Consider the following 22,466-nt stretch of genomic DNA (forward strand, 5'->3'; position numbering starts at 1 on the left):
CGTTCAGAAATATGTGTGCTGAATATATCGAGATGAAAGACGAGAGCGCCGGTCGCTCGGCGCGAGCCTGACGGCGCGCCCTTAATCCGCCGGTCGGAGAGATCAGGCCGCGTGCCGCGTCGGAAAGCATCGCAGAGGCTAGAATTTGGCCTTGCGCGGCGCAGCCTTCGGTCTCTATGGTCGCTATCTATATAAGACGCATACATATCGCATGCGTCCTCCCTCCATCGCCGAAGGTCGAAAGCCCTCGTCCATGCCCATGACGCGTCCCTGCGCTTCGAACCGCTTCCTCTGCGCCCTGCTGGCGCTGCTCGCGCTCGCAGCTCCGGCGCGCGCCGGCGAGACGCGCGAGATCACCGACATGGCCGGCCGCAAAATCGTCATACCGGCCGACCCCAAGCGCGTTTTCGGCGCGGCGCCGCCGATCGCGGTGACGCTCTACGCGATCGCGCCGGAGCGTCTCATCGGCATAAATGTGCCGATGCGCGGCGACGAGAAATCGCTCTACCGCAAGGAGGCGGCCGATCTGCCCGTGCTCGGCAGCAATGCGGGCATGGGCCGCCAGCTCAATCTCGAGGAGATCGCGGCGATGCGCCCCGATCTCATCATCGCCTGGCTCGGCTTCTACCAGGAGAAGGCGCGGGTGGTGGAGAGCTTCGCCAAGATCGGCGTTCCAGTGATCTTTCTGAAGCTCGACAATCTCGACGATTATGCGGAAGCTTTCACCTTTCTCGGCCGCATTTTCGGGCGCGAGGCGAAGACGAACGAAATGGCCGCCTATATTCGCGACGCGCTCGCCCGCGTGCGTAAGGCGACCGCCGATATTCCGCCGGCCGAGAGGCTGCGCGTCTATTACGCCGAATCCGCCGACGGGCTCGCGACCGATTGCGACAAGAGCTTCCACACCGAGCCGATCGTCATCGCGGCTGGCGACAATATCTATCACTGCGAGCAGAACTCGCATATCGGCATGGAGAAGATCAGCGTCGAGCAGATCGTCGCGCTGGCGCCCTCGCTCATTCTCGCCCAGGACAAGACATTCGCCGGGCTCGCCAAGACGAGCGCGCAATGGCGCAATGTGGAGGCGGTGAAGACGGGACGCATCGTCACGGTTCCGCATGCGCCCTTCAACTGGCTCGACCGGCCGCCGAGCTATATGCGCGCGCTCGGCATACAATGGCTCGCCAATCTCTTCTATCCGGCGCGCTTCCCGATCGATGTGAAGGCCGAGACGCAGAAATTCTACCGGCTCTTTCTCGGCGTCGATATCTCCGACGCCGATTACGCCCGCATCATGGAGTGAGCCGCCATTTCCATGCGTCTCGCCCTTTTGCCCTTCGTGTTGCTGGCGGTGATTCTCGTCGCTCTGTCGGTCGGGCGCTATCCGCTCGCGCCGAGCGATATTCTCAGCCTTGTCGGCGCGAGCCTCGGCCTCGTCGATCTTGCGCCGGAGCGACGCGACCTATTGCATAATCTCATCGTCGAAATCCGCCTGCCGCGCGTTCTCGCGGCGGGGATCATCGGCGCGGCGCTCTCCGCCTCGGGCGCTTCGTTCCAGGCGGTGTTCCGCAATCCGCTGGTGTCGCCGGGCATTCTCGGCGTGCTGGGCGGCGCCGGCTTCGGCGCGGCGCTCGGCATTCTCTTCTCCGGCGATTTTTTCACCGTGCAGATTTCCGCCTTCGCCATGGGGCTCGTCGCCGTCGGCGTCGGCGTCGTCATCGCAAATCTCTTCGGCGCGGCGTCCATGGTCACGCTCGTGCTCGGCGGCATGATCTCCGGCGCGCTGTTCACCTCGGCGCTGTCGCTCGTCAAATATGCCGCCGATCCCTACGATCAGCTTCCCGCGATCGTCTATTGGATGATGGGGAGCCTCGGCGCCGTCGATCTGAAGCAGCTTCGGGGCGCGGCCCTGCCCATTCTCGCCGGCGTCGGCGCGCTGACGCTCGCCGGCCGGGCACTGGACGCGCTCTCCATGGGCGACGACGAGGCGCGTTCGCTGGGCGTGCCGGTGCATGTGACGCGCTATGGCGTCATCGCCGTGGCGACGCTGGTCTCCTCGCTCTCCGTCTCGCTCGCCGGGATGATCGGCTGGGTGGGGCTCGTCGTGCCGCATGTGGCGCGGCTCGCCATCGGGCCGACGAACAGCAAGCTCCTGCCGGCGAGCGCCCTGCTCGGCGCGATCTTCCTCATCGCGGCCGATTGCGTGGCGCGCAATGTCACCCGCGCCGAAATACCGATCGGCGTCGTCACCGAATTGCTCGGCATTCCGGCCTTTGTCCTGGTGCTCGGCCGGGCGCGGAGGGCCTGGGCGTGAGTTGGGAGGTGGTGGAGCGCCCCCTCCGCCCCGGCCCTCCCCTGCGGAACGCGGGGACGGCCTGGAGAGGGGGCGCAAAATGAGAGCGCCCACCCCAGCCGCTCGGCTCGAAGGCCTGGGCCTGCATTTCGCGCGCGGACGGCGCACAGTGCTGGACGGCGTGACGTTCGGCCTCGGCGCCGGGGAGATCGTGGCCCTGCTGGGCGCCAATGGCGCCGGCAAGAGCACGCTGTTCCGCCTGCTGCTCGGCTTTCTCGCGGCCGAGCGCGGCGAGGTGCGGCTCGACGGCGCGCCGCTCTCGACCTATTCGCGGCGTGAGATCGCCAAGCGCGTCGCCTATGTGCCGCAGGGCCATGTCACGCCCTTTCCCTATACGGTGCGGGAGGTCGTCACGCTCGGCCGCCTGCCCGAGACCGGTTTTTTGCGCGCGCCGCGGGCGCAGGATCGCGAGATCGTCGAAAGCGTCATCGCCCGGCTCGGCATAGAGTGGCTGATCGACCGGCCCTATACCGAGATTTCCGGCGGCGAGCGGCAGCTCGCGCTCATCGCCCGCGCGCTGGCGCAAGGCGCGCGCCTGCTCGTGATGGACGAGCCCGCCACCGGGCTCGACTATGGGTATCAGCTGCGCCTGCTGCGGCATTTGTCCGATCTCGCCGCCGACGGCCATGGCGTGCTGGTCAGCACGCATCATCCAGAACATGCGATGCAGGTCGCGACGCGAATCGCCATTCTGCACGAGGGCCGCATCGACGCCGACGGCGCGCCGCAGGCGGTGGTGACGGCGGAGCGGATGCGCCACATCTATGGAGTCGATGTCGAGGTCTTCGACGATCCCTTCGGCGCGCGGCGGCTCGCGCCGGTCGTCGAGCGACATGGCGAGGCCGAAAGATGAAGCTCTATATGGGTTTCGACGACACCGACGTCGCCGGAGCGAAGATCGGCACGGGCCGGCTGGCGCGGCTCTTCGAGCACAAGCTCCCCGAGGGCGCGCGGCTCTGGGGCGCGCTGCGTCATCAATTGCTCATCGATCCGCGCATTCCCTTCACCTCGCACAACAGCCCGGCCTGCGCCGTGGTGGAGATAAAGGACGAGGCGCTGATCCCGGCGCTGGTCGCGCGCGCGATCGCCCACATAGCGGAACTCGCCAGCGAGGGCTCCGACCCCGGCCTCTGCGTCGCGCGGGAGACCGACGAGCTTTCCGAAATCATCGAATTCGGCCTCTCCTGCACGCATGAGATCGAGACGCAGGATCATGCGCGAGAGGTCGCCGCGCGCGCCGGGGTGGAGCTGCTCGGCCTCGGCGGCACGAATGACGGCGTCATCGGCGCGCTGGCGGCGGTCGGCCTCTCCGCCTATGGCTGGTCCGGCCGATTCTTGGAATATGGCCGGCTGCGCCGCCTCCCCGATCCGATCTCCGTCGCAGCCCTCGCCGAGGTCGGCATAGAGGCCGTGGCGATCGACGAAAACGCGCATGCGCTCGACGCCGATTCGTTGATCCATACCGGCGGCTGGCTGTCGCCGCGGCTCTGGGGCGGGCGCGCCGTCGCGCCGATAGAGGAACGGGACGGACGCCTCCACGCCATCGGCAAGCGCCCGCGCGACGCGGAGGTCGCCGACTGATGCGTATTTTCATCGGCATGGACGACACCGACGGGGCCGGCTGGGCGACGAGCACGGCGCGGCTCGCGCGCGAATTGGGCGATGCGCTCGCGGATGAAGCGCGCTTCATCGGCTCGGTCGGCCATATGCTGTTTTCCGGCGTGAAGGCGACGACGAACAACAAAGCCTCGTGCCTCGTTCTCGAAACCGAGCGGACAGACGCGCTCGACTCTCTCTTCCAGCGCGCCGCCGCCTATGTCGAAGCGCATGCCGCGCCATCGAGCGCCCCCGGCGTCGTCGTCGCGGGCGAGGAGGCGGAGCAGCTCGCCGAGTTCGGCCGCGAGGCGAGCCGGCGCGAAATCCGTTGCGACGAGATCGACCGCTTGCTCGCAGGGCGTCGCGCGACCGGATTCGGCGCGCGCCGCGGCCTCGTCGGCGCGGCGGCCGCAGTGGGGCTGACGGCGCGCGGATGGTCGGGGCGCTGGCTCGAATTCGGCGGCCTGCGCCGCGTCGAGCGCGTCGTGCAGGCCCGCGAGCTCGCGGCGCTGGGCGTCTTTCTCGTTTCATTGGAAACGGACGCCGAGGTTCCGGGGCCGGAGGATTGGGTGGACACCCATGGCTGGCTGCGGCCCCAGCTCATCGCTGGACGCGCCGCCCTTCCCTTGCGCCGGATCGGTGAAAGACTATGGGAGGCGGCGAGCGTCAAAGCGGCGAAGACATTTCGATAATCGCGAATATTACATGCAATTTATATCGCGCGTCGTGACGCGATAAGCGTCGATTTGCCGCCTGATTAGACTTGCAGCCATGAGCGCATATATTTAGGTAATTTTGTTATATCACGAATCGAGCGGCAGGCGAGCGGCGCGTCGGCCCGGGGCGACGAAAGGCTGACAGCAATGACGATGTTCGCGCGTGGAAGACGCGGCTCCTCCCTTCTCCTCGGCGGCGCGTCTTTCGCCGCGCTGCTCGGCGTCGCCAATGGCGCGAGCGCCCAGACCTTCACGCCGCTGCCGGAAATCTCGATCGGGCAGGCGCCCGCCGCCGCGCCGAAGAAAAAGCCCGAGCCGGGCGTCATCGGCTCGGCCTCCGACTCCTCGACCGCCTATTCCGCCGACAGCCGCGGGCTCGATCTCGCCAGCGGCGGCGGCGGCTCCAATCCCATCCGCGGCATCTCCTGGCTGCCCTCGGTCGACGCGCCGGCCATCGATCCTTACGGCCTCGCCAATCTGCCCGGCGGCAACAAAGGTCTGCGCATCCGCGGCGAGGTGAGCCAGCACGGCAACAGCATCGGCACGGTGGAGGGACTGCCGCTCTCCGGCATCAATCCCGGCCCCGGCGTCACCTGGCTCATCGACAATGAAAATCTGAGCAAGATCGTGCTGCGGCAGGGCCCCATGCCCTCCGACGTGAACTCCTATTTCACCACCGGCGGCAATTTCGACAGCCGCCTGCGCTGGCCCGCGGAGAAATTCGGCGGCGAGATTTCGCAGAGCGTCGGCTCCTTCTCTTTTCTGCGCACATTCGCCCGCATCGACACGGGCGAGATTTTGAACGGCACGACCAAGGCCTTCGTCTCCGGCTCCTTCACCGACGCCGACAAATGGCGCGGCTCCGGCAAGGATCCACAAGGCAAATCCGGCTTCGCCGTCGGAATCGAAACCAAGCCCGTCGACGGGCTGGAGGTGAAACTCTTCGTCGCCAAGAGCAGCTTCGACCAGCACAGCTATCAAGGGCTCAATTACCAGCAGGCGAGCAATCTCGGGGCCTTCCGCCGCTATGACTTCGCGACCTATCCGGGCCCGACGACGGCCAGCCAGATCAATTATTACGGCTATAATCTCCAGCATTTCGATTCCTGGTCGGCGCTCTCCGAGATCACAGTGAAAGTCGACGAGACGACGCGCCTCGTCTTCAAGCCCTATTATTTCCGCGAGGACGGCTATTATCTCGACGGCCAGGCCAATGGCCGCATCCGCAAATGGATCATCGACCACGACATGTGGGGCGTGGTCAGCGAGTTGCAGACGCGCGTGCTCGACACCGACGCCAAGCTCGGCTTCTGGCATGGCGTTCAGAATCTCCCCGGCCCTCCGACGGCTTGGGAAGTCTTCGCCCCCAATGCCGCGGGCGGCCTCATCACCCCGAGCTGGGCGATCCTCGGCAAGCAGACGTCTCCGCACACATTCGATTCCGCCTATGGCCTCGCGAGCCGCGACTTCGGACCGCTGCATGTGGAGGCCGGCGCGCGCTATGTTTGGGAGCGCATGGCCGGCATAGACTCCTATAATTCGACCGGCATAGGCGACGTGCCCTATGACACGGCGCTGGCGCTCTCCTCCGGAGTCGTCGCCAATCGTAGCGTCAAGCCCTTCACCATCGGCACATTCCTGCCCTATGGCGCGCTCACCTATCGGCTGACCGACGATCTGCTGCTGAAATTCGGCGGAGCCGCCGGCTATGGCGGGCCGGGCTATGACGCCTGGCCCGTGTTCCAGCAGAATTCCGCGGTCTTCCTCGCCAAGGGCATCACCGCCGATCAGCTGTGGCGCTCGATCAAGCCGGAGACCTCGACGCAGCTCGATCTCGGCCTGCGCTGGTCCTTCGACGGCGCCTATGGCTCGGGCTATGTGGAGCCGACGGTCTATTATTCACGCAACCACAATAAGCTCGTCTCTTACGATCCCGGCGTCGGCACGCAATATGGCGCGAATGTCGGCGAGAGCCAGAGTTACGGCGCCCAGGCCATCGTCCGTTATTCGCCGCTCGAGAGCGTCTCTCTCTTCGCTTCGCTCGGCTATCAGCGCGCCGAATTCGTTCAAGACCTGCCGCTCCTGCCCGGCGCCTCCTCGGCGATCTATTGGTCGACGCGCGTGAAGGGCAAGCAATTGCCGGACGTGCCCTATTTTATTTCGACGATCGGCGGCGATCTGCGCATAGAGGAATTCACCATCACGCCGATCCTGCATATCGTCGGCTCGCGCGCGGGCGACACATCCGGCTATCAGCCGCTCGCCGGCTACTCCACATTCGATCTCACCGTGAAATATGAGCACAAGATCGACTGGGGGACGATCACCGCCAGCGTCACCTGCATGAATATGTTCGACACCGCCTATATCGGTCAGATCAGCAGCGGCTATTATCAGCAGACGTCGGCCAACGGCATCTATTATCCCGGCGCGCCGCGCACCGTGCTGGCCAAGGTCGGCTTCAAATTCTGACCGAAAAACGCCCCGCCGACGCGATGCGGCGCCATCCGCGCGCGCCGGCGAGCGGTAAGACATATTTAACCATAGGTTGTATCGTTAAGCTTAACGCGATGGACCGCTTGCAGCGCTCCGCTTATGGTGCGGCAATCCTTGGTTCGGGTCGTTGCGACGTGAAATATGTGAAGCGTTTCCTGGGCGTGACGGCGCTCCTGGCGTTCGGCGGGCAGGAGGCGGCCTCGCCCGCCCGCGCATTCGATCTGTTCGGCCTCCTCGGCGCCACCGAGGAGACGCCCGAGCCGAGCCGCGACGCGCTGCCCTATAGAATCGAATTCGTCGGCCTCGACGAGGCGGAGGGCCTCGCCCGCAATCTTCAGGACGCCTCCAACAGCTGGCGGCGGCGCCTGCAGGCGCCGCCCACCGGCGCCGGGCTGGCGCGGCGCGTCGTCGCGGATTTTCCCCGCCTCGCCGAAGCGCTATGGGCGAGCGGCTATTATGATGCGGAGATAAGGGCGACGGTCGCCGGCGTCCCGGTGCGGCCGGACGGCCATGGCGCCGATGTCGCGGCCGCCGCCGCGGAACGGCTGCGCGGCCAAGCGCTCGCGCCGATCCGCATAGAGATCGTCCCCGGCCCGCTGTTCCGGCTGCGCAATGTCGTCATTCTCGACGCGCGCGACGGCAAGCCGCTCGACGAAGCGCTGCTCTCGCAAAAGTCGCTGGAGCGCGACAAGGAGGAGCCGGCCCGCGCCGCCGCCCTGCAATCCATGCAGACAGGCTGGATCGACGCGCTGCGCGCCAATTCTTTTCCGCTCGCCAAGGTCGTCGCGGCGAAGCCGACCATTCTGCATCCCGAAAAGGCGATGGATGTCGTCGTCACGATCGATCCGGGCCCGCGCGCGGGAATCGGCGAGGCGACGGTGAGCGGCTCGCCCAGCATAGACCCGCAAGTGATCCGCTCTTTCATCTATCTCGAAGAGGGCGAGGCCTATAGTCCGAAGAAGCTCGCCGATACACGCAAATCCGTCGGCCGGCTGGAGGCCGTCGGCTCGGTGAAGGTGGAGGACGGCGACAAGCTCGACGCAAACGGCAATCTGCCGATCTTCGTGCAGACGAGCGAGCGCAAGCGGCATACGGTGGGCGCCGACGCCTTTTTCTCCAATGTCGATGGGCCGGGCCTGCGCGCCTATTGGACCGACCGCAATCTGTTCGGCGGCGCCGAGCGGCTGCGTTTCGATGTCGAGGGCGGCCTCGCGCCCTTCGGTGGCGCGGCGAGCTACAAGGGCCTCTCCTCGATCCGCCTGAGAGACGTCATCGGCCGCGCCAAGGCGAGCTTCGTGAAGCCTGCTCTGTTCGGATCGCGCGACGATCTGCTGCTCGATATGAGCTTCGTGCGCGAGAGGACCGACTATTATGGGGCAGCGTTCGGAAACGCCTCGGCCGCGATCCGCCATCGCTTCAGCGATTCCGCCTCCGTGCAGGCGGGGCTGGAATTCGAGCGCGGCCATACGTTCGACGCCTTCGGCCCGCATGATTATTCGCTGCTCGGCTTCCCGCTCTCGGCCAGTTACGACGGAACCGACGAGCTGCTCGCGCCGACCAACGGCTTTCGCGCCGTCGCCAATGTCACGCCTTATGTGAAGGCCTTCGGCGACAGCGTCGGCATGGTGCAATCCAAGACGCAAATCTCCGGCTATAAGGCCCTGGACGAGGACGGCTGGTATGTCCTCGCCGGCCGCATGGCGGCGGGCTCGATCGTCGGCGCGAGCATAGAAGACATACCCGCGAGCCATCGTTTCTTCGCCGGCGGCGGCGGCTCGGTGCGCGGCTATCGCTATCGCTCGCTGAGCCCGGACGCCGGCCTCCGCTTTCCCGTCGGCGGACGCAGCCTGCTCGAGGGCTCGGCCGAGGCGCGCATAAAGGTGACGCGCGAGATCGGCGTCGTGCCCTTCTACGACATCGGCTCCGCCTTCTCCTCTCCCGTCCCGGATTTCCGCTCGTCGATGCGCTCATCGGTCGGCGTCGGCCTGCGCTATTACACAGGGATCGGCCCCGTCCGCCTCGATGTGGCGACGCCGCTCGGCCGGCGTCCCGGCGAGAACAGATTTGCGATCTTCATCGGCGTCGGGGAGTCGTTTTGATGCGCTTTCGTCTGCGCCGCATTCTCGCCTATGCGCTGGGCGCGCTGCTGCTGCTCGCCGTCGCGGGCGCGCTCGCGCTGCGCATGCAAATCCGCGAGGGCAAGAGCTTCCTCGCCGATCTCGTCTCACGCGCCGCCTCCTCGCCCGATATGAAAGTGGATATCGGCGCTTTCGAAGATCCTTTGTCGGCGCATCCGCTGCTGCGCGATATTTCTCTCGCCGATCGGGACGGCGTCTTTGCGAAGATCGACCGAATCGCTCTCGATTGGTCGCCTTCCGCCCTCTTCGCTCTGCGCGTCGATGTGGAGACGCTCGCCATAGGCGCGATCGAGGTCGCCCGCCGTCCGGCGCCCGCGCGCGCAACCGCCGAAACGAGCAAGAGCGGCGGCGGAAGCTTCGCGCTCCCCGATCTTCCCGTGCGAATCCGCCTCGGCCGGCTGGCGCTGGATTCGCTGTCGCTCGGCGAGCCCGTTCTCGGCGCTGCGGCGAAATTCACCGCGAGCGGCGACGCTGCGCTCGACAATGGCGCGCGCCTCGCCTTGGACATTCGCCGGCTGGACGCGCCGGGCTCCATCACCGCGAAAGCCGATATCGCTGCGGACGGGCGCAAGATCACTCTCGCCGTCACGGCGCAGGAGCCCGAGGGCGGCGCCATCGCCCGCCTCGCCGCCCTGCCCGGACTGCCGCCGGTCGATATCGCCCTGACCGGCGAAGGCGGTCTCGACGACTTCGCCGCGCGCCTCGCGGCCCGAGCGGGAGAGAAAATCGGCGCCGAGGGCCGCGCCCATCTCACGCGCGATGGCGCGGCGCGGCGGCTGGAATTCGATCTCGAAAACCGCCTCGCCCCGCTGCTGCCGGCCGCCGCGGCGCCGCTCTTCGAAGGGACGACGCAGCTCGCCGGCGCCGCCAGCTTGCGCGACGATGGCGCGCTCACGGGCGACATCGCCATCCGCAGCCGAACGTCGGCGGATGGCGCGCCGCGCCCGCTCGATCTCGCCATCGCGCTGAAAGGCGTTCCGAAAGACGAGCGGATGAGCGCGACGCTGAGCGGAACGCTCGCCGCGCCGGCGCTCTCCGCGCCCGTGCTGGAAAAGCTGCTCGGTAAGCGGCTGGCGCTCGGCGGCGCGGTCGCTTCGCTTCCGGGCGGCGGCCTGCGCTTCGAGGGCCTGTCGCTGCGCGGCGACCATCTCTCCGCGAAGATCGACGGCGCCGCGATGCGCGAAGCGCTCGATGTCGGCGCGAGGATCGACATCGCCGATCTCGCTCCGGCCGATCCGCGCCTCTCCGGCCGTGTCGAAATCTCGCTGAAGGCGACGGGCTCCTCCGACCGGCCGAACGCCGACTTCGACGCGCGGATCGAAGGCGGCCGCCTCGACGGCCATGCGATTCAAAAGCTCGCGCTCTACGGCTCCGCGCATGATCTCACCGGCGCGCTCTCCGCGACCGCGACGCTCGACGGCGCCATAGACGGCGCCCCGGCGCGCGGAAAATTGAACGCGCGCAAGGACGCCGGCTGGAGGCTCGACAATCTCGATCTCGCGATCGGCCGCGCGACGCTACGCGGCGCCGTCACGCTCGATGCGCAAGGCCTCGCCAACGGGCGGCTCTCGCTCGCCGCGCCCGATCTCGACGATCTCTCCGCGCTGGCCCTGCGCAAGCTCTCCGGCGCGCTGCAGGCGGACATACGCCTCGATGCTTCGCAGGGCGCGCAGAATGCGACGATCGACGCGAAGGGGACGCGCATTCGCGCCGCCGACGCCTCGATAGAACGGCTGAGCGCAACGCTCTCCGGCCACGATCTCCTGCGCAAGCCGGCGCTGGACGGAAGCGTCGCTGTGGATTCGGCCCGCATCGGCGGCAAGACCATTTCCAAGGCGCGCCTCACCGCCGCGCCCGCCGGCGCCGCCACCGCGCTCGATCTCGCCGTCGATGCGGAAGGTTTCGCCATCGCCAGCCGCTCCATGCTGACGCCGGGCGAACGAACGCGGCTCGACATTCAATCGCTCTCCGCGCAGCGCGCCGGCAAGCGCATCGCCCTCGCCGCTCCGGCGAGCGTCACGCTCGGCGGCGGCTCCGTGGAGCTGAAAGGCCTCGCCTTCGCGGTCGGCGCGGGCCGGCTCGACATCGACGGCGCGATCGGCGAGCGGCTCGATCTCACCGCGAGAGCGCGCGCTATTCCGCTCTCCATCGCCGCCATCGCCGACGCCAGCCTCGCGCTCGATGGCGCGCTGGACGCGGAGGCGCGCATCACCGGCGACAAGAAATCGCCGAGCGGTGATTGGAAGATCAAGATCGCCAAGCTCTCCGCGCCGCAATTGCGCAGCAATGGCCTGCCGCCGCTCGACATAGCGGCGCATGGCGCGCTCGCCGGCGCGCGCACGAGTCTCGACGCGAATATCGTGCTCGGCGCCGGCGGGCGCTTCGCCATCACGGGCTCGGCGCCGATCGACGCAGCCGGCGCGCTCGATCTCAAAGTGAAGGGCGAGGCCGACGCCAAGCTCGCCGACACCGCGCTCGCCGCCAATGGCCAGAGCCTGCGCGGCAAGGCCAATGTCGATCTGCGCATCGCCGGCTCGCTCGCCGCGCCGGCGATCGAAGGCGGCGTGACGCTGGCGAACGGCTCCTTCTCCGATCCGCTGAACGGCGTCTATCTCGATCACATAGACGCCAAGCTCGACGGACATGGACGCGAGATCGCCATCACGCGCTTGACCGCGCTCACCAAGAACGGCGGACAGATCGCCGCGACCGGCAATATCGCCGTCGAGCCGCAGGCCGGAATGCCCGGCGCTATTCGTATCAAAGCCAAAAATGCGCAGCTCGTCAGCAGCGATCTCGTCTCCGCCACCGCCGATCTCGATCTGGACATAGGCGGGCCGCTCGCGCGAGCGCCGAAAGTCTCGGGCCGCGTGACGCTGACGACGATGGAGGTCAATGTCCCCGATCGCCTGCCCGCCTCCTTCCAGGCGCCGCGCGGCGCGGTGCATATTTCGCCGCGCGCTTTCGCCAAAGAGATGCTGGCGTTGGAAGCTAAGGAGAAAGCGCGCGCCGCAAAACACTCGCCCTTCGACGCCACCATCGATCTCGCGCTCGCCGCGCCCAATCGCATCTTCGTGCGCGGCCGCGGCATTGACGCGGAATTCGGCGGCGAGTTGAAATTGAGCGGCACGATCCAAAAGCCCGTCGTCAATGGCGCTTTCGATCTGCGCCGCGGCAAGCTGCAATTGCTGACCCAGCGCATCGATCTCACGCGCGGAAAACTGACATTCGCGGGCGGCCTCGTCCCGCAGCTCGATTTCACCGCCGAGACGACAGCGAGCGACGTCACCGCCAAGATCGGCGTCTCCGGCCCCGCCTCGCTGCCGAATTTCTCCTTCTCCTCCTCGCCGGAGCTGCCGCAGGACGAGGTGCTCTCGCGCCTGCTCTTCGCCAAGGCTTCGGGTTCGCTCTCGGCCTTTCAGGCGGTGCAGCTCGCCACCGCGCTTGCGCAATTCTCCGGCGCCGGAACCGGCGTCGACGCATTCGAGAAAATGCGCAAGGCGCTCGGCGTCGATTCGCTCGATCTCGAGGCCGGCGGCTCCAGCGGGCCGACGGTCGGCGCCTCGCGCTATATTTCGGACAATATCAGCGTCGGCGTACGCACGGGCGCCAAGCCCGAGCAGACCGCCGTCAGCGTCGGCGTGGACGTCACCAAGAATGTCCGCGTGAAAGGCGAAACCAAGGTCGACGGCAAATCCTCGCTCGGCGTCGGCGTCGAATGGGAATATTGACGGGGCGCCGCTGTCGCTCGCCGACTCGCGACGCCTCGCCGAAGCGCTTCCCTCTCCTTCATCCTGAGGAGGCCTCGAAGAGGCCGTCTCAGGACGAAGGAGAGGGAAGCGCGTCACGCACAGTGTTTAGCGGGCGATTTCCGAGGCGGCGCATGAAGCTCTCCTCGTCCTTCGAGACGGGCCCTGCGGGCCCTCCTCAGGATGAAGAGAACTTCACTCGATTGCCCCGGGGGCCGATAGGTCGTCATTTCGTTCACCAACTCCTTCCGCTATATTGCCTCCAGAAACATCATTCACCCGAAAGGCCGCGAACATGCTCGACCGGCTCGTCGCGCGCGCAGCGCAATTGCCCGCCTATGGGGAATTACGCTGGCACGCCAATCATTCTTCCCGCATCATGATGCGCAAGGGCGTGTTGCTCGCCAATGGTCGCTCACGCGATGGCGGCGTCTCGGCGCGGCTCTATCACAACGGCGCCTTCGGCTTCGCCGCAGCGCCCGCCGACGACGAAGCGACGCTCGCCGCCGTCATCGCCACGGCCAAGGACAATGCCGAATTCGCCGGCGGTCATGCCGCGAGCGGCGGGCTCTCCACCACGGCCGGAAGCGGAAGCTATGATTATCGCAGCAAGCGCGCGCCGCTCTCGGCGGAGCAGCGCGTGGAGATCGTGCAGCGGCTCGACGAGGCGATCCGCGCCCGCTATCCGGGCCTCGTCAATGTCGACATCTCGCTGTCCAGCCATGCCAGCGAGAAGATCCTCGCCAATAGCGACGGCGCCGCGACCTCTTCCTTCGTGCCGCGCGCGGCGCTCGTCGTCTCCATGAGCGTCGAAGCCAATGATGGAATCGTTGAGCTCTATGACATTCTCGGCGGCTTCGGCGAGATAGAGGATCAGTCCTTCGACGAAGCGACGCTCGCGCCCTGGCTCGAGGAGCTGCACGAGCATTTGCGCCGCAAGGCCGAGGGCGGCCAATGCGAGGCCGGCGATCACGATGTCGTGCTCGATTCCGCGCTCGCCGGCATTCTCGCCCATGAGGCGATCGGCCATACTTGCGAGGCCGATCTCGTGCTCGCGGGCTCGGTCGCCGGCGACCATCTCGGCGAGCTGGTGGCGAGCGAGAAGATCACGCTCGGCGATTATGGCGGACGCGGGCCGGACGGGAAATCCTCCTTCGCCATTCATGTCGACGACGAGGGCACGCCCTGCCGCGATGTGGCGATCATCGAGGACGGCGTGTTGAAAAATTTTCTGCACAATAAGCGCACCGCGCAAATTCTGGACGCCGAGCCCGCCGGCAATGCGCGGGCCTTCTCCTTCCAGGACGAGCCCTTGGTGCGGATGCGCAACACCTGCATCGCCAAGGGAAACGACAAGCTCGCCGATATGATCGGCGCCATAGAGCGCGGCTATTATCTGAAGCGCTCCACCAATGGGCAGGCGGACGCGACGAGCGAATTCATGTTCGGCGTCAATTGCGGCTATGAGATTCGTGACGGCAAGCTCGGCCGCGCCATTCGCGACACGACGATTTCCGGCGTCGCTTTCGACATGTTGAAGAGCGTCACCCATGTCGGCGATGATTTCCGCTGGGCGGCGGGCGGCGGCTGGTGCGGCAAGAAACAGCCGATCGCCGTCGGCATGGGCGGCCCTTCGATCAAATGCCGCGTCACTCTGGGAGGCCGCGGATGAGCGCCGTCCCCTCGGATGATTTCCTCGACCAGATTCTCGCCAGAGCGAAAGAGGCCGGCGCCACGGCGGCGCAGGCGCTCACCAATCGCACGCGCTATTTCGAGATAGAGTTCGATCACCGCAACGTCGATCTCGTCCGCTCCACGGAGAACGAGACGACGACGATCACTTTGTTCCGCGATGGAAAACGCGGCGGCGCGACGCTCAACGGCCGCCGGCCGGAGGAGGTGGAGGCCGCGATCCAGGCGGCGGCGACGGCGGCCGCGGCGGGCGTCGCCGATCCCGCCAATGACATCGCCGACGCGCCCTCCCTGCCGCCGGGCGATCACGGCCCCGCCGCGCCGGATCGCGCCGCCATGCGCGCGCAGATCGATGAATTTCTTGCGAGCCTGCCCGTGCGCCATCCGCTGCTGCGCCTGCGCGACAGCCTCTATACGTTTACCGAGCAGGAGACCGAATTCGCCAATTCGCGCGGCCTGCGTCAGCGCGAGCGTCGCGGCCGCCACGGCTATCGCGCCATGTTCATGGCCAAGGACGGACCGCTCACCACCTCTTTCAACGCCGTGGGCGGGAGCGCCTTCGCGCCCTTCGCCTCGCTCTACGAGGCCGCCGGGGTCGGGCGGCTGATGGCGGAATGCGAGCGCTCGCTGGAGCGCCGGCCGGTCGCGGGAAAATTCGTCGGCGATGTGATCGTCACGCCGCATTGCATGACCGGCCTCATGCCGTCGATCGCCGGCGCGCTCGCCGGCCCGACGCTGCTCGCCGGCTCCTCCCCCTATAAGGACAAGCGCGGCGAACGCATCGCCAGTCCGCTGTTCTCGCTCGACAACGCGCCGCGCTCCGCGGATTTCGCGGAAGGCTCGGATTTCGACGAATTCGGCGTGCCCACGCGCGATCTGCCGATCATCGAGGACGGCGTGCTGAAGGATTTCCTCATCGGCTATTTCTTCTCGCGCAAGCTCGGCATGCCGCAGACGGCGGGCGTGCGCAACAGCCGCGTGCGGCCGGGCGAAACGAGCCTTTCCGATATGATCGCAGGCGTGAAGCGCGGAATTTTATTCTCCCGCTTCTCCGGCGGCGCGCCCAACGACAATCTGGATTTTTCTGGAATCGCCAAAAACTCGTTCTATATCGAGGACGGCGAGGTGAGGCACGCCTCGAGCGAGACCATGGTGAGCGGGAATTTCCAACAATTGCTGCAAGATATTCACGCCGTATCGAAAGAGGTCGTGAATTTCGGCGATTGCGCCTATCCGTTCGTCGCCGCCTCGGGCGTGACCATTTCGTCGAAATGAGGAGCCGGCGCCGCCGATGACTGGAGGGAGTTTCTTGGTCTATCGCCCCTGGTTTTCCGGTCCGAGATTTTTCGGCCTCGCGGCGGTCGTGGCCGCCCTGGCGCTCGACCAGGCCCATAAATTCTGGATGCTGAACGTCTTCGACATCGGCCTGCGGCAGCCGATTCGCCTCACTTCCTTTCTCGATCTCGTGCTGTCGTGGAATTTCGGCGTCTCCTATTCGCTGCTCTCCTCACAGACCGGAGCGACGCGCGCGCTGCTGGTGGCGTTCCAATTGTCGATCGTCGGCTGCCTCGCCTATTGGCTGTGGCGGGCGCCGCGGCGGCTGACGGCGGCGGGGCTCGGCCTCGTCGTGGGCGGCGCGCTCGGCAATGTCGCGGACCGGCTCACGCGCGGGGCCGTGGCGGATTTCTTCTTCTTTCACACGGCTTTGCCGGTGGGGCCGCTCGCCAATTACGTGTTCAATGTCGCCGATGCGGCGATTTTTCTCGGCGTCCTGCTGCTGCTGCTCGAGAGCTTTCGCGCCGGCGCCCCGCGACCCACCCCGGCGGCCGGATAGATTTCGCGACGATTTCGGCTGGCCCGGAGGGCCGCGCGCCTCTAAAATGCCAATAAGCGGGCCGTAACAATGCGGCTCTGGGAATCGCGCGCACTCCGGCACGGGACCGCGCGCACGGGAGGAGTTCTGGGCGATGAAACGGGCGACAGCCTCTCTGCGTCGGGCGCCGGCATGCGTCGGGCTCGCGATGGTTCTTCTCGGCGGAGCGGGCCTCGCCCCGGCCTGCGCCTATGACGACAAATCGACGGTCACCTCGGTCCTCGGCTTCATCGGCGTCTATTCGGACGATGAGGAAAGTCAGAAAATCGTGTTTCGCGAGCATCCCAAGCTCGTCGTGCCGCCCAATCGCCAGGGGCTTCCCTCGCCGCAGGCGGAGAGTGAGCGGCCCGCCTCCTGGCCGGTCGATCAGGAGATCGCCCGGCGCAAGGGCGCTCAGGCGCCGGCGCGCCAGCCCGGCCTCAATGAAAATCCCAATGTCGCCGGCTCCAAGAACGGAGAGCGCGACGGCCCGCGCAAATGTCTCGTCGCGGCCTCGGACGGCCATTGCACCATCACCACCGACGCCGACGAGCCCGGCGCGAGCGCCACCAAGACGCGCGGCGCCGGCGAGGCCTCGGCGCGGTCCTATCTGACGGAGCCGCCGCAGGCCTATCGCCAGAAGGTCGCCGGCGGCAAGGGCGCCAAGGAAGCAGAGGAAAAATCCGATTGGACCAATCCCGTGGGGATGATCGGCAAGCTTTTCGGCGGCTCCTGAGCCGCCGAGCGCGAGCCTCCCTCCTCAGCCGCCGCTCAGCACGATGCGGCGATGCGCCGGCTGCAGCGGGGCGGGCGTTCATCGGGAACAGCGTCTCGAAGGCGTCTATGTCGGCCTTCGCCACGGCCACCGGCTGAGCGAAGACGTACCAATGCACCACTTCCGAGCAGGGCGGCGTGGTGAGCGAACCCTCGTAACGGAAGAATTTCCGTCCCTTGGGCAGCAGAGCGGAGGCGTCGACAGGCGCCTTTAGCGCCGTCTTGCCCTCCTCCTTCGGCGCGGCGGCCATCACCGCCGACAAAGCCTTGTTCGGCGCGCCGGCGACGAGGAAAGAGCCGACCACCAGAAGATCGGCGATCTCGACGATGCGATCACGACAATCGCCATGCGCCTATCGGCCACGGCAACGCTAGCGGCGGGCGCGGCGCCTGACACGCATCGCATTCGTGCTTATATAGGCCGAATGCTTCCGTCGAAGCGTCCGGGAAAGACCCCGAGGCCGAACTGGCGCCGATTTCTCTTGGCCGTTTTTTCTCGGCCGGGCGGCGCACGCCTTGACGCCGGACGCGGTCGAACGCGCTATAGCGAGGAAAAATTATCATGCCGATGACACAGCCGGGGGCCGAGGCGATCGCGGCCGATCATGCCGCAAGCTCCGCCGTCGCCAGCTCCGCCGCCGCCAAAACCGAGGCCGTGCGCGCCGGAGCCGCCAAGAGCGAGAGCGCGGCCGCGGGCGTCGTCCATTCGCGTCTCGCCAACGGGCTCGAGATCGTCGTCATCGCCGACCGCCGCGCGCCGGTCGTCACCCATATGATCTGGTATCGCAACGGCTCCGCCGACGATCCGCTCGGCAAGTCGGGAATCGCGCATTTCCTCGAGCATCTGATGTTCAAAGGCACGCACGCCCATCCGCAGGGCGAGTTCTCCAATCTCGTCTCCGAGCTCGGCGGCCAGGAGAACGCCTTCACCAGCTATGACTATACGGCTTATTTCCAGCGCATCGGCAAAGAGCACCTCGGCACGCTGATGGAGTTCGAGGCCGACCGCATGACCAATCTCGTGCTCTCCGACGAGGTGGTGGGGCCGGAGCGCGAAGTCGTGCTCGAGGAGCGCCGCATGCGCACCGAGAACGACCCCTCCGCCCAGCTCGACGAGGCGGTGCAGGCGGCGCTTTTCCCGCACCACCCCTATGGGACGCCGATCATCGGCTGGGGCCATGAGATCGAGACGCTCGGCCGCGAGGACGCGCTTCATTATTATCATCGCTTCTATACGCCCGAGAACGCCATACTGATCGTCGCCGGCGACGTCGACTTCGAGACCGTGCGCGATCTCGCCGAGAAGACCTATGGCCGCATCCCCGCGAGCGACGACGCGCCGAACCGCAAGCGCCCGCGCGAGCCGGAGCCGCGCGCCCATCGGCTGGTGACGCTCGCCGACGAGAAGGTCGAGCAGCCGACGCATGAGCGCGTCTTCCTCGTGCCCTCCTATACGACCGGCGCGCCCGGCGCGGCCGAGACGCTCGAAGTCCTCGCCCATGTGCTGGGCGGCGGCCCGTCGAGCGTGCTCTACGATTCGCTCGTGGTGGAGCAGAAGGTCGCGGTCAACGCCGGCGCCTATTACATGGGCTCGGCGCTGGACGACACGCGCTTCTGGGTCTTCGCCACGCCCGGCCCCGGCGTCTCGCTGGAGCAGCTCGACGACGCCATAGACGCGGCGCTCGAGAAATTCGCGGCGACCGAGATCGCCGAAGCCGATCTGAAGCGCGCCAAGAACCGGCTCGTCGCCGAGGCGGTCTATGCGCAGGACAGCCAAGTGTCGCTCGCCCGCTGGTATGGCGAGACGCTCGCCACCGGCCTCGCGGTGGAGGACGTAGCCGCCTGGCCGGAGCGCATCGACGCGGTCACCGCCGAAGACATAGCGACCGCTTCCCGCAAATGGCTGCAGAAGCGCCGGGCCGTCACCGGCTTCCTCGAGTCCGAAGAGCAGGACCAAGCCAAAGACGAAGCCGAGCTCGCCGCCTGACATCGGAGCTTAATTCAATGACAGCCCACGCCATTCCGCCTGTGCGCAGCCGCGCCGAGACCATTCAGCGCGTCGTCACGCCCGGCGGGATCGAAGCCTGGCTCGTCGAGAGCTACGCCGTTCCGCTCATCGCGCTCGAATTCGCCATGCGCGGCGGCGCCTCCCAGGATCCGGCCGGCAAGGCTGGACTCTCGACGCTGCTCGCCGGTCTGCTCGACGAGGGCGCCGGCCCCTATGACGCGCGCGCCTTTCATCTCGCCATCGAAGATTTGGCGATTCGCCTCGGCTTCGGCTGCGACCGGGACTCGATCTCCGGCCATATGCAGACGCTCGCCCGCAATCGCGACGAGGCCTTCGAGCTGCTGCGTCTCGCGCTCTGCGAGCCCCGGCTCGAGCAACAGGCGATCGACCGCGTGCGCGGGCAGATCACCGCGGGGCTGAAGCGCGACGCCAATGACCCGGATGCGCTGGTCGCCCGGGCCTTCCGCGAGGCCGCCTTCCCGAATCACCCTTATGGCCTGCCGGTGCGCGGCGATGCGGCGAGCCTCGAAAGTCTGTCGCGCGACGATCTCGAGGCGCTGCGGACCCGCCTGCTGGCGCGCAGCGATCTCAAAATCGCCGTCGTCGGCGCGATCGACGCGGCGACGCTCGCCGCCAAGCTCGACGCGACCTTCGGCGCGCTGCCGCAGCAGAGCCTGCTGACGCCCGTCGCCGAGATCGACATTCACGCGCTCGGCGAGCGCCGCATCATCGATCTCGACGTGCCACAATCGGCGATCCGCTTCGGCCGGCCGGGCATGCAGCGCCACGATCCCGATTATTTCGGCGCCGTGGTGATCAACCATATTCTCGGCGGAGGCGTGTTCACGGCGCGGCTCTTCAACGAGGTGCGCGAGAAGCGCGGCCTCGCCTATTCGGTCTATTCGCATCTCAACGAATATGACAAATGCGCCATGCTGGTCGGCGGCGCGGCGACGAAGAACGAACGCGCCCGCGAGTCGCTGGAGGTGATCCAGCGCCAATTCGCCGATCTCGCCAATGAGGGCCCGAGCGAGGACGAGCTCGACAAGGCGAGGAAATATCTGACCGGCTCCTATGCGCTGCGCTTCGACACATCGACGAAGATCGCCGGCCAGCTGGTCAATCTCCAGCTCGACGGATTCGAGCCGTCCTATCTCGACGAGCGCAATGGCAGGATAGACGCGGTGAAGCTCGACGATGCGCGGCGTGTGGCCAAGCGGCTGCTCGGCGACGGCGAGCTGCTGGTGTCGATCGCCGGACGACCGCAGGGTCTCTAGAACCTTTCCGTGTTTCATCGAAACACGGAGAGACTCCAGGCTTTTGTTTTGACGCGTTTCCAACGCCGAATCGGCATCCACTTCGGCTGGAAACGCTCTCGCCCGCGGCGACCGCGCAACTGCGGTCTTTTTCTCGGCAATTCAGCGATCTTCTGCAAAAGAAAACGGGCGCCGCAACGTGCGGCGCCCGACGGATCGTCATGAAAAAAGGGGTTCGGCTGACGCCGAACCCCTGCGCCGTTGCAAATTCCGTCGGGGAATAATTTATCCACTATCGATCGACTACATCTCTTCTTTAGCGCGCCCCGATCGTAAAGGAAACAACCTAATATAGATCTCTAGCAGAAAGACGACGCGTGTTGCTCGTAGGTAACACTAGTACTTATACTATAGGATGATTACTTTTAGTGATGTTACTTGGTACTAATACTAATCTTGCTGGCAAGCTCGTTTACTTTCAGCGGCTTCTGCGGAGACAAGGGAATGCTTTGGCGTAGCCATTCGTTTCTCCCCCGTTACCGATTCGCCCGAGGGCCGATAATTTTGCTCATTTCGGTATGACACACCAGTCACACTGCCGAGCAACGCCCGCTATCCACAGGCCTCGGCGGCCAGAGGCAGAGCTAGCTTGAACGCCGCCCCGCCGGCGTCGCTCGCCTCCGACCAGACGCGACCGCAGGGGGCCTCGACGATGGCGCGCGGCTCGGAGCGCCGCGTCACGGGCGAAGCCAGGGCGGCGACGCCGGCGTCGCGGATTTCGACGGCGATCTCGCCGCCGCTCGTCGAAGTGGCGACGATCAGTCGGGGCCGGCGCGACGCGCTCGCCGCCTCCGCCGCGCTGCGCAAGAAATCGATCACCAGCTGCTCGATCTGGGATCGGTCTCCGAACACGAGATCGCGCTCCGCTCGCAGGCGCAGCTCGGCATGCACGGCCTCGCCGGCGTCACGGCGGACGGTCTCCCATGCATCGCGGATCAGCTCGTGCAGGGCGATCTCTTCCGGCTTCTGTTCGTCGTGAGCGAACAGCTCGCGCCATTCGCCGACGAGCCGCGCGGCGCGACACAATTGCGCGCCGGCGCGGTCCATCGCGGCCAGCTGGTCATCCGAGCGCGATCCGCCGCCCAGCGTCGCCTGACGGCGCGCGGCCTGAAGATAGGCGGTGGCGGCAGTAAGTGGCTGATTGATCTCGTGCGCGAAGCCGACCGCCTGGCTTTCTAGCGTCCTCAATCGCTCCGCATTGCGGTGCAGCTCCTGCGCTTCGCCGAGGTCTTGCGCGAAAGCCACTCCTCGCGCGTCTCTCTCGTCGAGCCCGACGAAGAGGAGCCGCAGCCGCGCGCGCCTGCCGTCCTTGCGCGTGAACTCCGTCTCGACGAAGCCGGCGCCGCTTTCGGCGGGCGATTGGAGCCGCGTCGCCTTCCGCCAATCGATCCGGCCGGCTCGCAGATCCTCACGCCCATAGCCGATCATCCGGAGAAATTCGTCATTGGCGTCGGTCACCACGCCGCAGCTGCTCCAACGGAAGGCGCCGACCAGGCCGCCCTCCCACAGGGCGCGCAAACAGGCTTCGCCGCCGGCGAAACACGTTACGCTCGTCTCGTCGCGGGGACGGGCGCGCGACGCGACGAATTCGCGGCATCGGACGAAGAGAGTCGTCAGGGCTCGGAGCCCCGCGGCGACGGTGGCGCTCATACGTCGCGTCGCTCCTGCGGCTCCAAAAAACGCCTCTTGCTCGGCACAAGCACTTTCCAAAAACCATCCAATGCGACGACGTAAGACTGGCGCAGAACATTTGTTTTGGCAATCCGTCCGTGCTGG

General features: G+C 66.6%; 15 protein-coding genes and 1 pseudogene. 14 read left to right on the plus strand and 2 right to left on the minus strand.

Annotated features, from left to right (window positions below; translation table 11 throughout):
• Positions 1 to 253: 253 nt before the first annotated feature.
• From IY145_RS08175 to IY145_RS25640, 12 genes are all read left to right on the plus strand, one after another.
• Positions 254 to 1,303: an ABC transporter substrate-binding protein gene (locus tag IY145_RS08175; RefSeq protein ID WP_196407756.1), complete on the plus strand. Its 1,050-nt coding sequence runs from the start codon at positions 254 to 256 to the stop codon at positions 1,301 to 1,303.
• Positions 1,304 to 1,315: 12 nt separating this feature from the next.
• Positions 1,316 to 2,314, plus strand: a complete 999-nt coding sequence (locus IY145_RS08180; protein WP_196407757.1) for an iron ABC transporter permease — start codon at positions 1,316 to 1,318, stop codon at positions 2,312 to 2,314.
• A gap of 79 nt (positions 2,315 to 2,393) precedes the next feature.
• Positions 2,394 to 3,206 (plus strand): ABC transporter ATP-binding protein, encoded by an 813-nt coding sequence (locus IY145_RS08185; protein WP_196407758.1) that lies wholly within the window; start codon positions 2,394 to 2,396, stop codon positions 3,204 to 3,206.
• Positions 3,203 to 3,934 carry a hypothetical protein gene (locus IY145_RS08190; RefSeq protein ID WP_196407759.1) on the plus strand — a complete coding sequence of 244 codons (732 nt, stop codon included), beginning with the start codon at positions 3,203 to 3,205 and terminating at the stop codon, positions 3,932 to 3,934. The genes IY145_RS08185 and IY145_RS08190 overlap by 4 nt, the downstream gene beginning before the upstream one ends.
• A complete protein-coding gene (locus IY145_RS08195) occupies positions 3,934 to 4,641 on the plus strand; it encodes a hypothetical protein (protein WP_196407760.1) in 708 nt (235 codons plus the stop codon). The genes IY145_RS08190 and IY145_RS08195 overlap by 1 nt, the downstream gene beginning before the upstream one ends.
• Before the next feature lie 171 nt (positions 4,642 to 4,812).
• On the plus strand, positions 4,813 to 7,137 hold the full coding sequence (locus IY145_RS08200; RefSeq protein WP_196407761.1) for a TonB-dependent receptor: 2,325 nt from the start codon (positions 4,813 to 4,815) through the stop codon (positions 7,135 to 7,137).
• 167 nt (positions 7,138 to 7,304) lie between these two features.
• Positions 7,305 to 9,260: a BamA/TamA family outer membrane protein gene (locus tag IY145_RS08205; protein WP_312030565.1), complete on the plus strand. Its 1,956-nt coding sequence runs from the start codon at positions 7,305 to 7,307 to the stop codon at positions 9,258 to 9,260.
• Entirely contained in the window at positions 9,260 to 13,030 is a 3,771-nt protein-coding gene (locus tag IY145_RS08210; RefSeq protein ID WP_196407763.1) for a translocation/assembly module TamB domain-containing protein, read from the plus strand. The genes IY145_RS08205 and IY145_RS08210 overlap by 1 nt, the downstream gene beginning before the upstream one ends.
• Before the next feature lie 313 nt (positions 13,031 to 13,343).
• Positions 13,344 to 14,720 (plus strand): TldD/PmbA family protein, encoded by a 1,377-nt coding sequence (locus tag IY145_RS08215; protein ID WP_196407764.1) that lies wholly within the window; start codon positions 13,344 to 13,346, stop codon positions 14,718 to 14,720.
• Positions 14,717 to 16,015 carry a TldD/PmbA family protein gene (locus tag IY145_RS08220; protein ID WP_196407765.1) on the plus strand — a complete coding sequence of 433 codons (1,299 nt, stop codon included), beginning with the start codon at positions 14,717 to 14,719 and terminating at the stop codon, positions 16,013 to 16,015. Before IY145_RS08215 ends, IY145_RS08220 begins: the two co-directional genes overlap by 4 nt.
• A 34-nt stretch (positions 16,016 to 16,049) precedes the next feature.
• A complete protein-coding gene (lspA, locus tag IY145_RS08225; RefSeq protein ID WP_246721856.1) occupies positions 16,050 to 16,574 on the plus strand; it encodes a signal peptidase II in 525 nt (174 codons plus the stop codon).
• 133 nt (positions 16,575 to 16,707) lie between these two features.
• Entirely contained in the window at positions 16,708 to 17,328 is a 621-nt protein-coding gene (locus IY145_RS25640; RefSeq protein ID WP_246721858.1) for a hypothetical protein, read from the plus strand.
• A 124-nt stretch (positions 17,329 to 17,452) separates the two neighbouring features.
• On the opposite strand, the pseudogene IY145_RS25645 reads toward IY145_RS25640, so the two are convergent.
• Positions 17,453 to 17,671 (minus strand): annotated as a pseudogene (locus IY145_RS25645) (carbonic anhydrase family protein); the annotation flags it as partial.
• A gap of 257 nt (positions 17,672 to 17,928) precedes the next feature.
• On the opposite strand from IY145_RS25645, the gene IY145_RS08235 reads away from it, so the two are divergent.
• Positions 17,929 to 19,353, plus strand: coding sequence for a M16 family metallopeptidase (locus IY145_RS08235; RefSeq protein WP_196407767.1), 1,425 nt, complete (start codon positions 17,929 to 17,931; stop codon positions 19,351 to 19,353).
• 17 nt (positions 19,354 to 19,370) lie between these two features.
• On the plus strand, positions 19,371 to 20,651 hold the full coding sequence (locus tag IY145_RS08240) for a pitrilysin family protein (RefSeq protein ID WP_196407768.1): 1,281 nt from the start codon (positions 19,371 to 19,373) through the stop codon (positions 20,649 to 20,651).
• Between the two features lie 591 nt (positions 20,652 to 21,242).
• Here the strand turns inward: IY145_RS08240 and IY145_RS08245 are convergent.
• Positions 21,243 to 22,340 (minus strand): hypothetical protein, encoded by a 1,098-nt coding sequence (locus IY145_RS08245; RefSeq protein WP_196407769.1) that lies wholly within the window; start codon positions 22,338 to 22,340, stop codon positions 21,243 to 21,245.
• Positions 22,341 to 22,466: the final 126 nt, after the last annotated feature.

Source organism: Methylosinus sp. H3A (genome assembly GCF_015709455.1).
Classification (GTDB): Bacteria; Pseudomonadota; Alphaproteobacteria; order Rhizobiales; family Beijerinckiaceae; genus Methylosinus.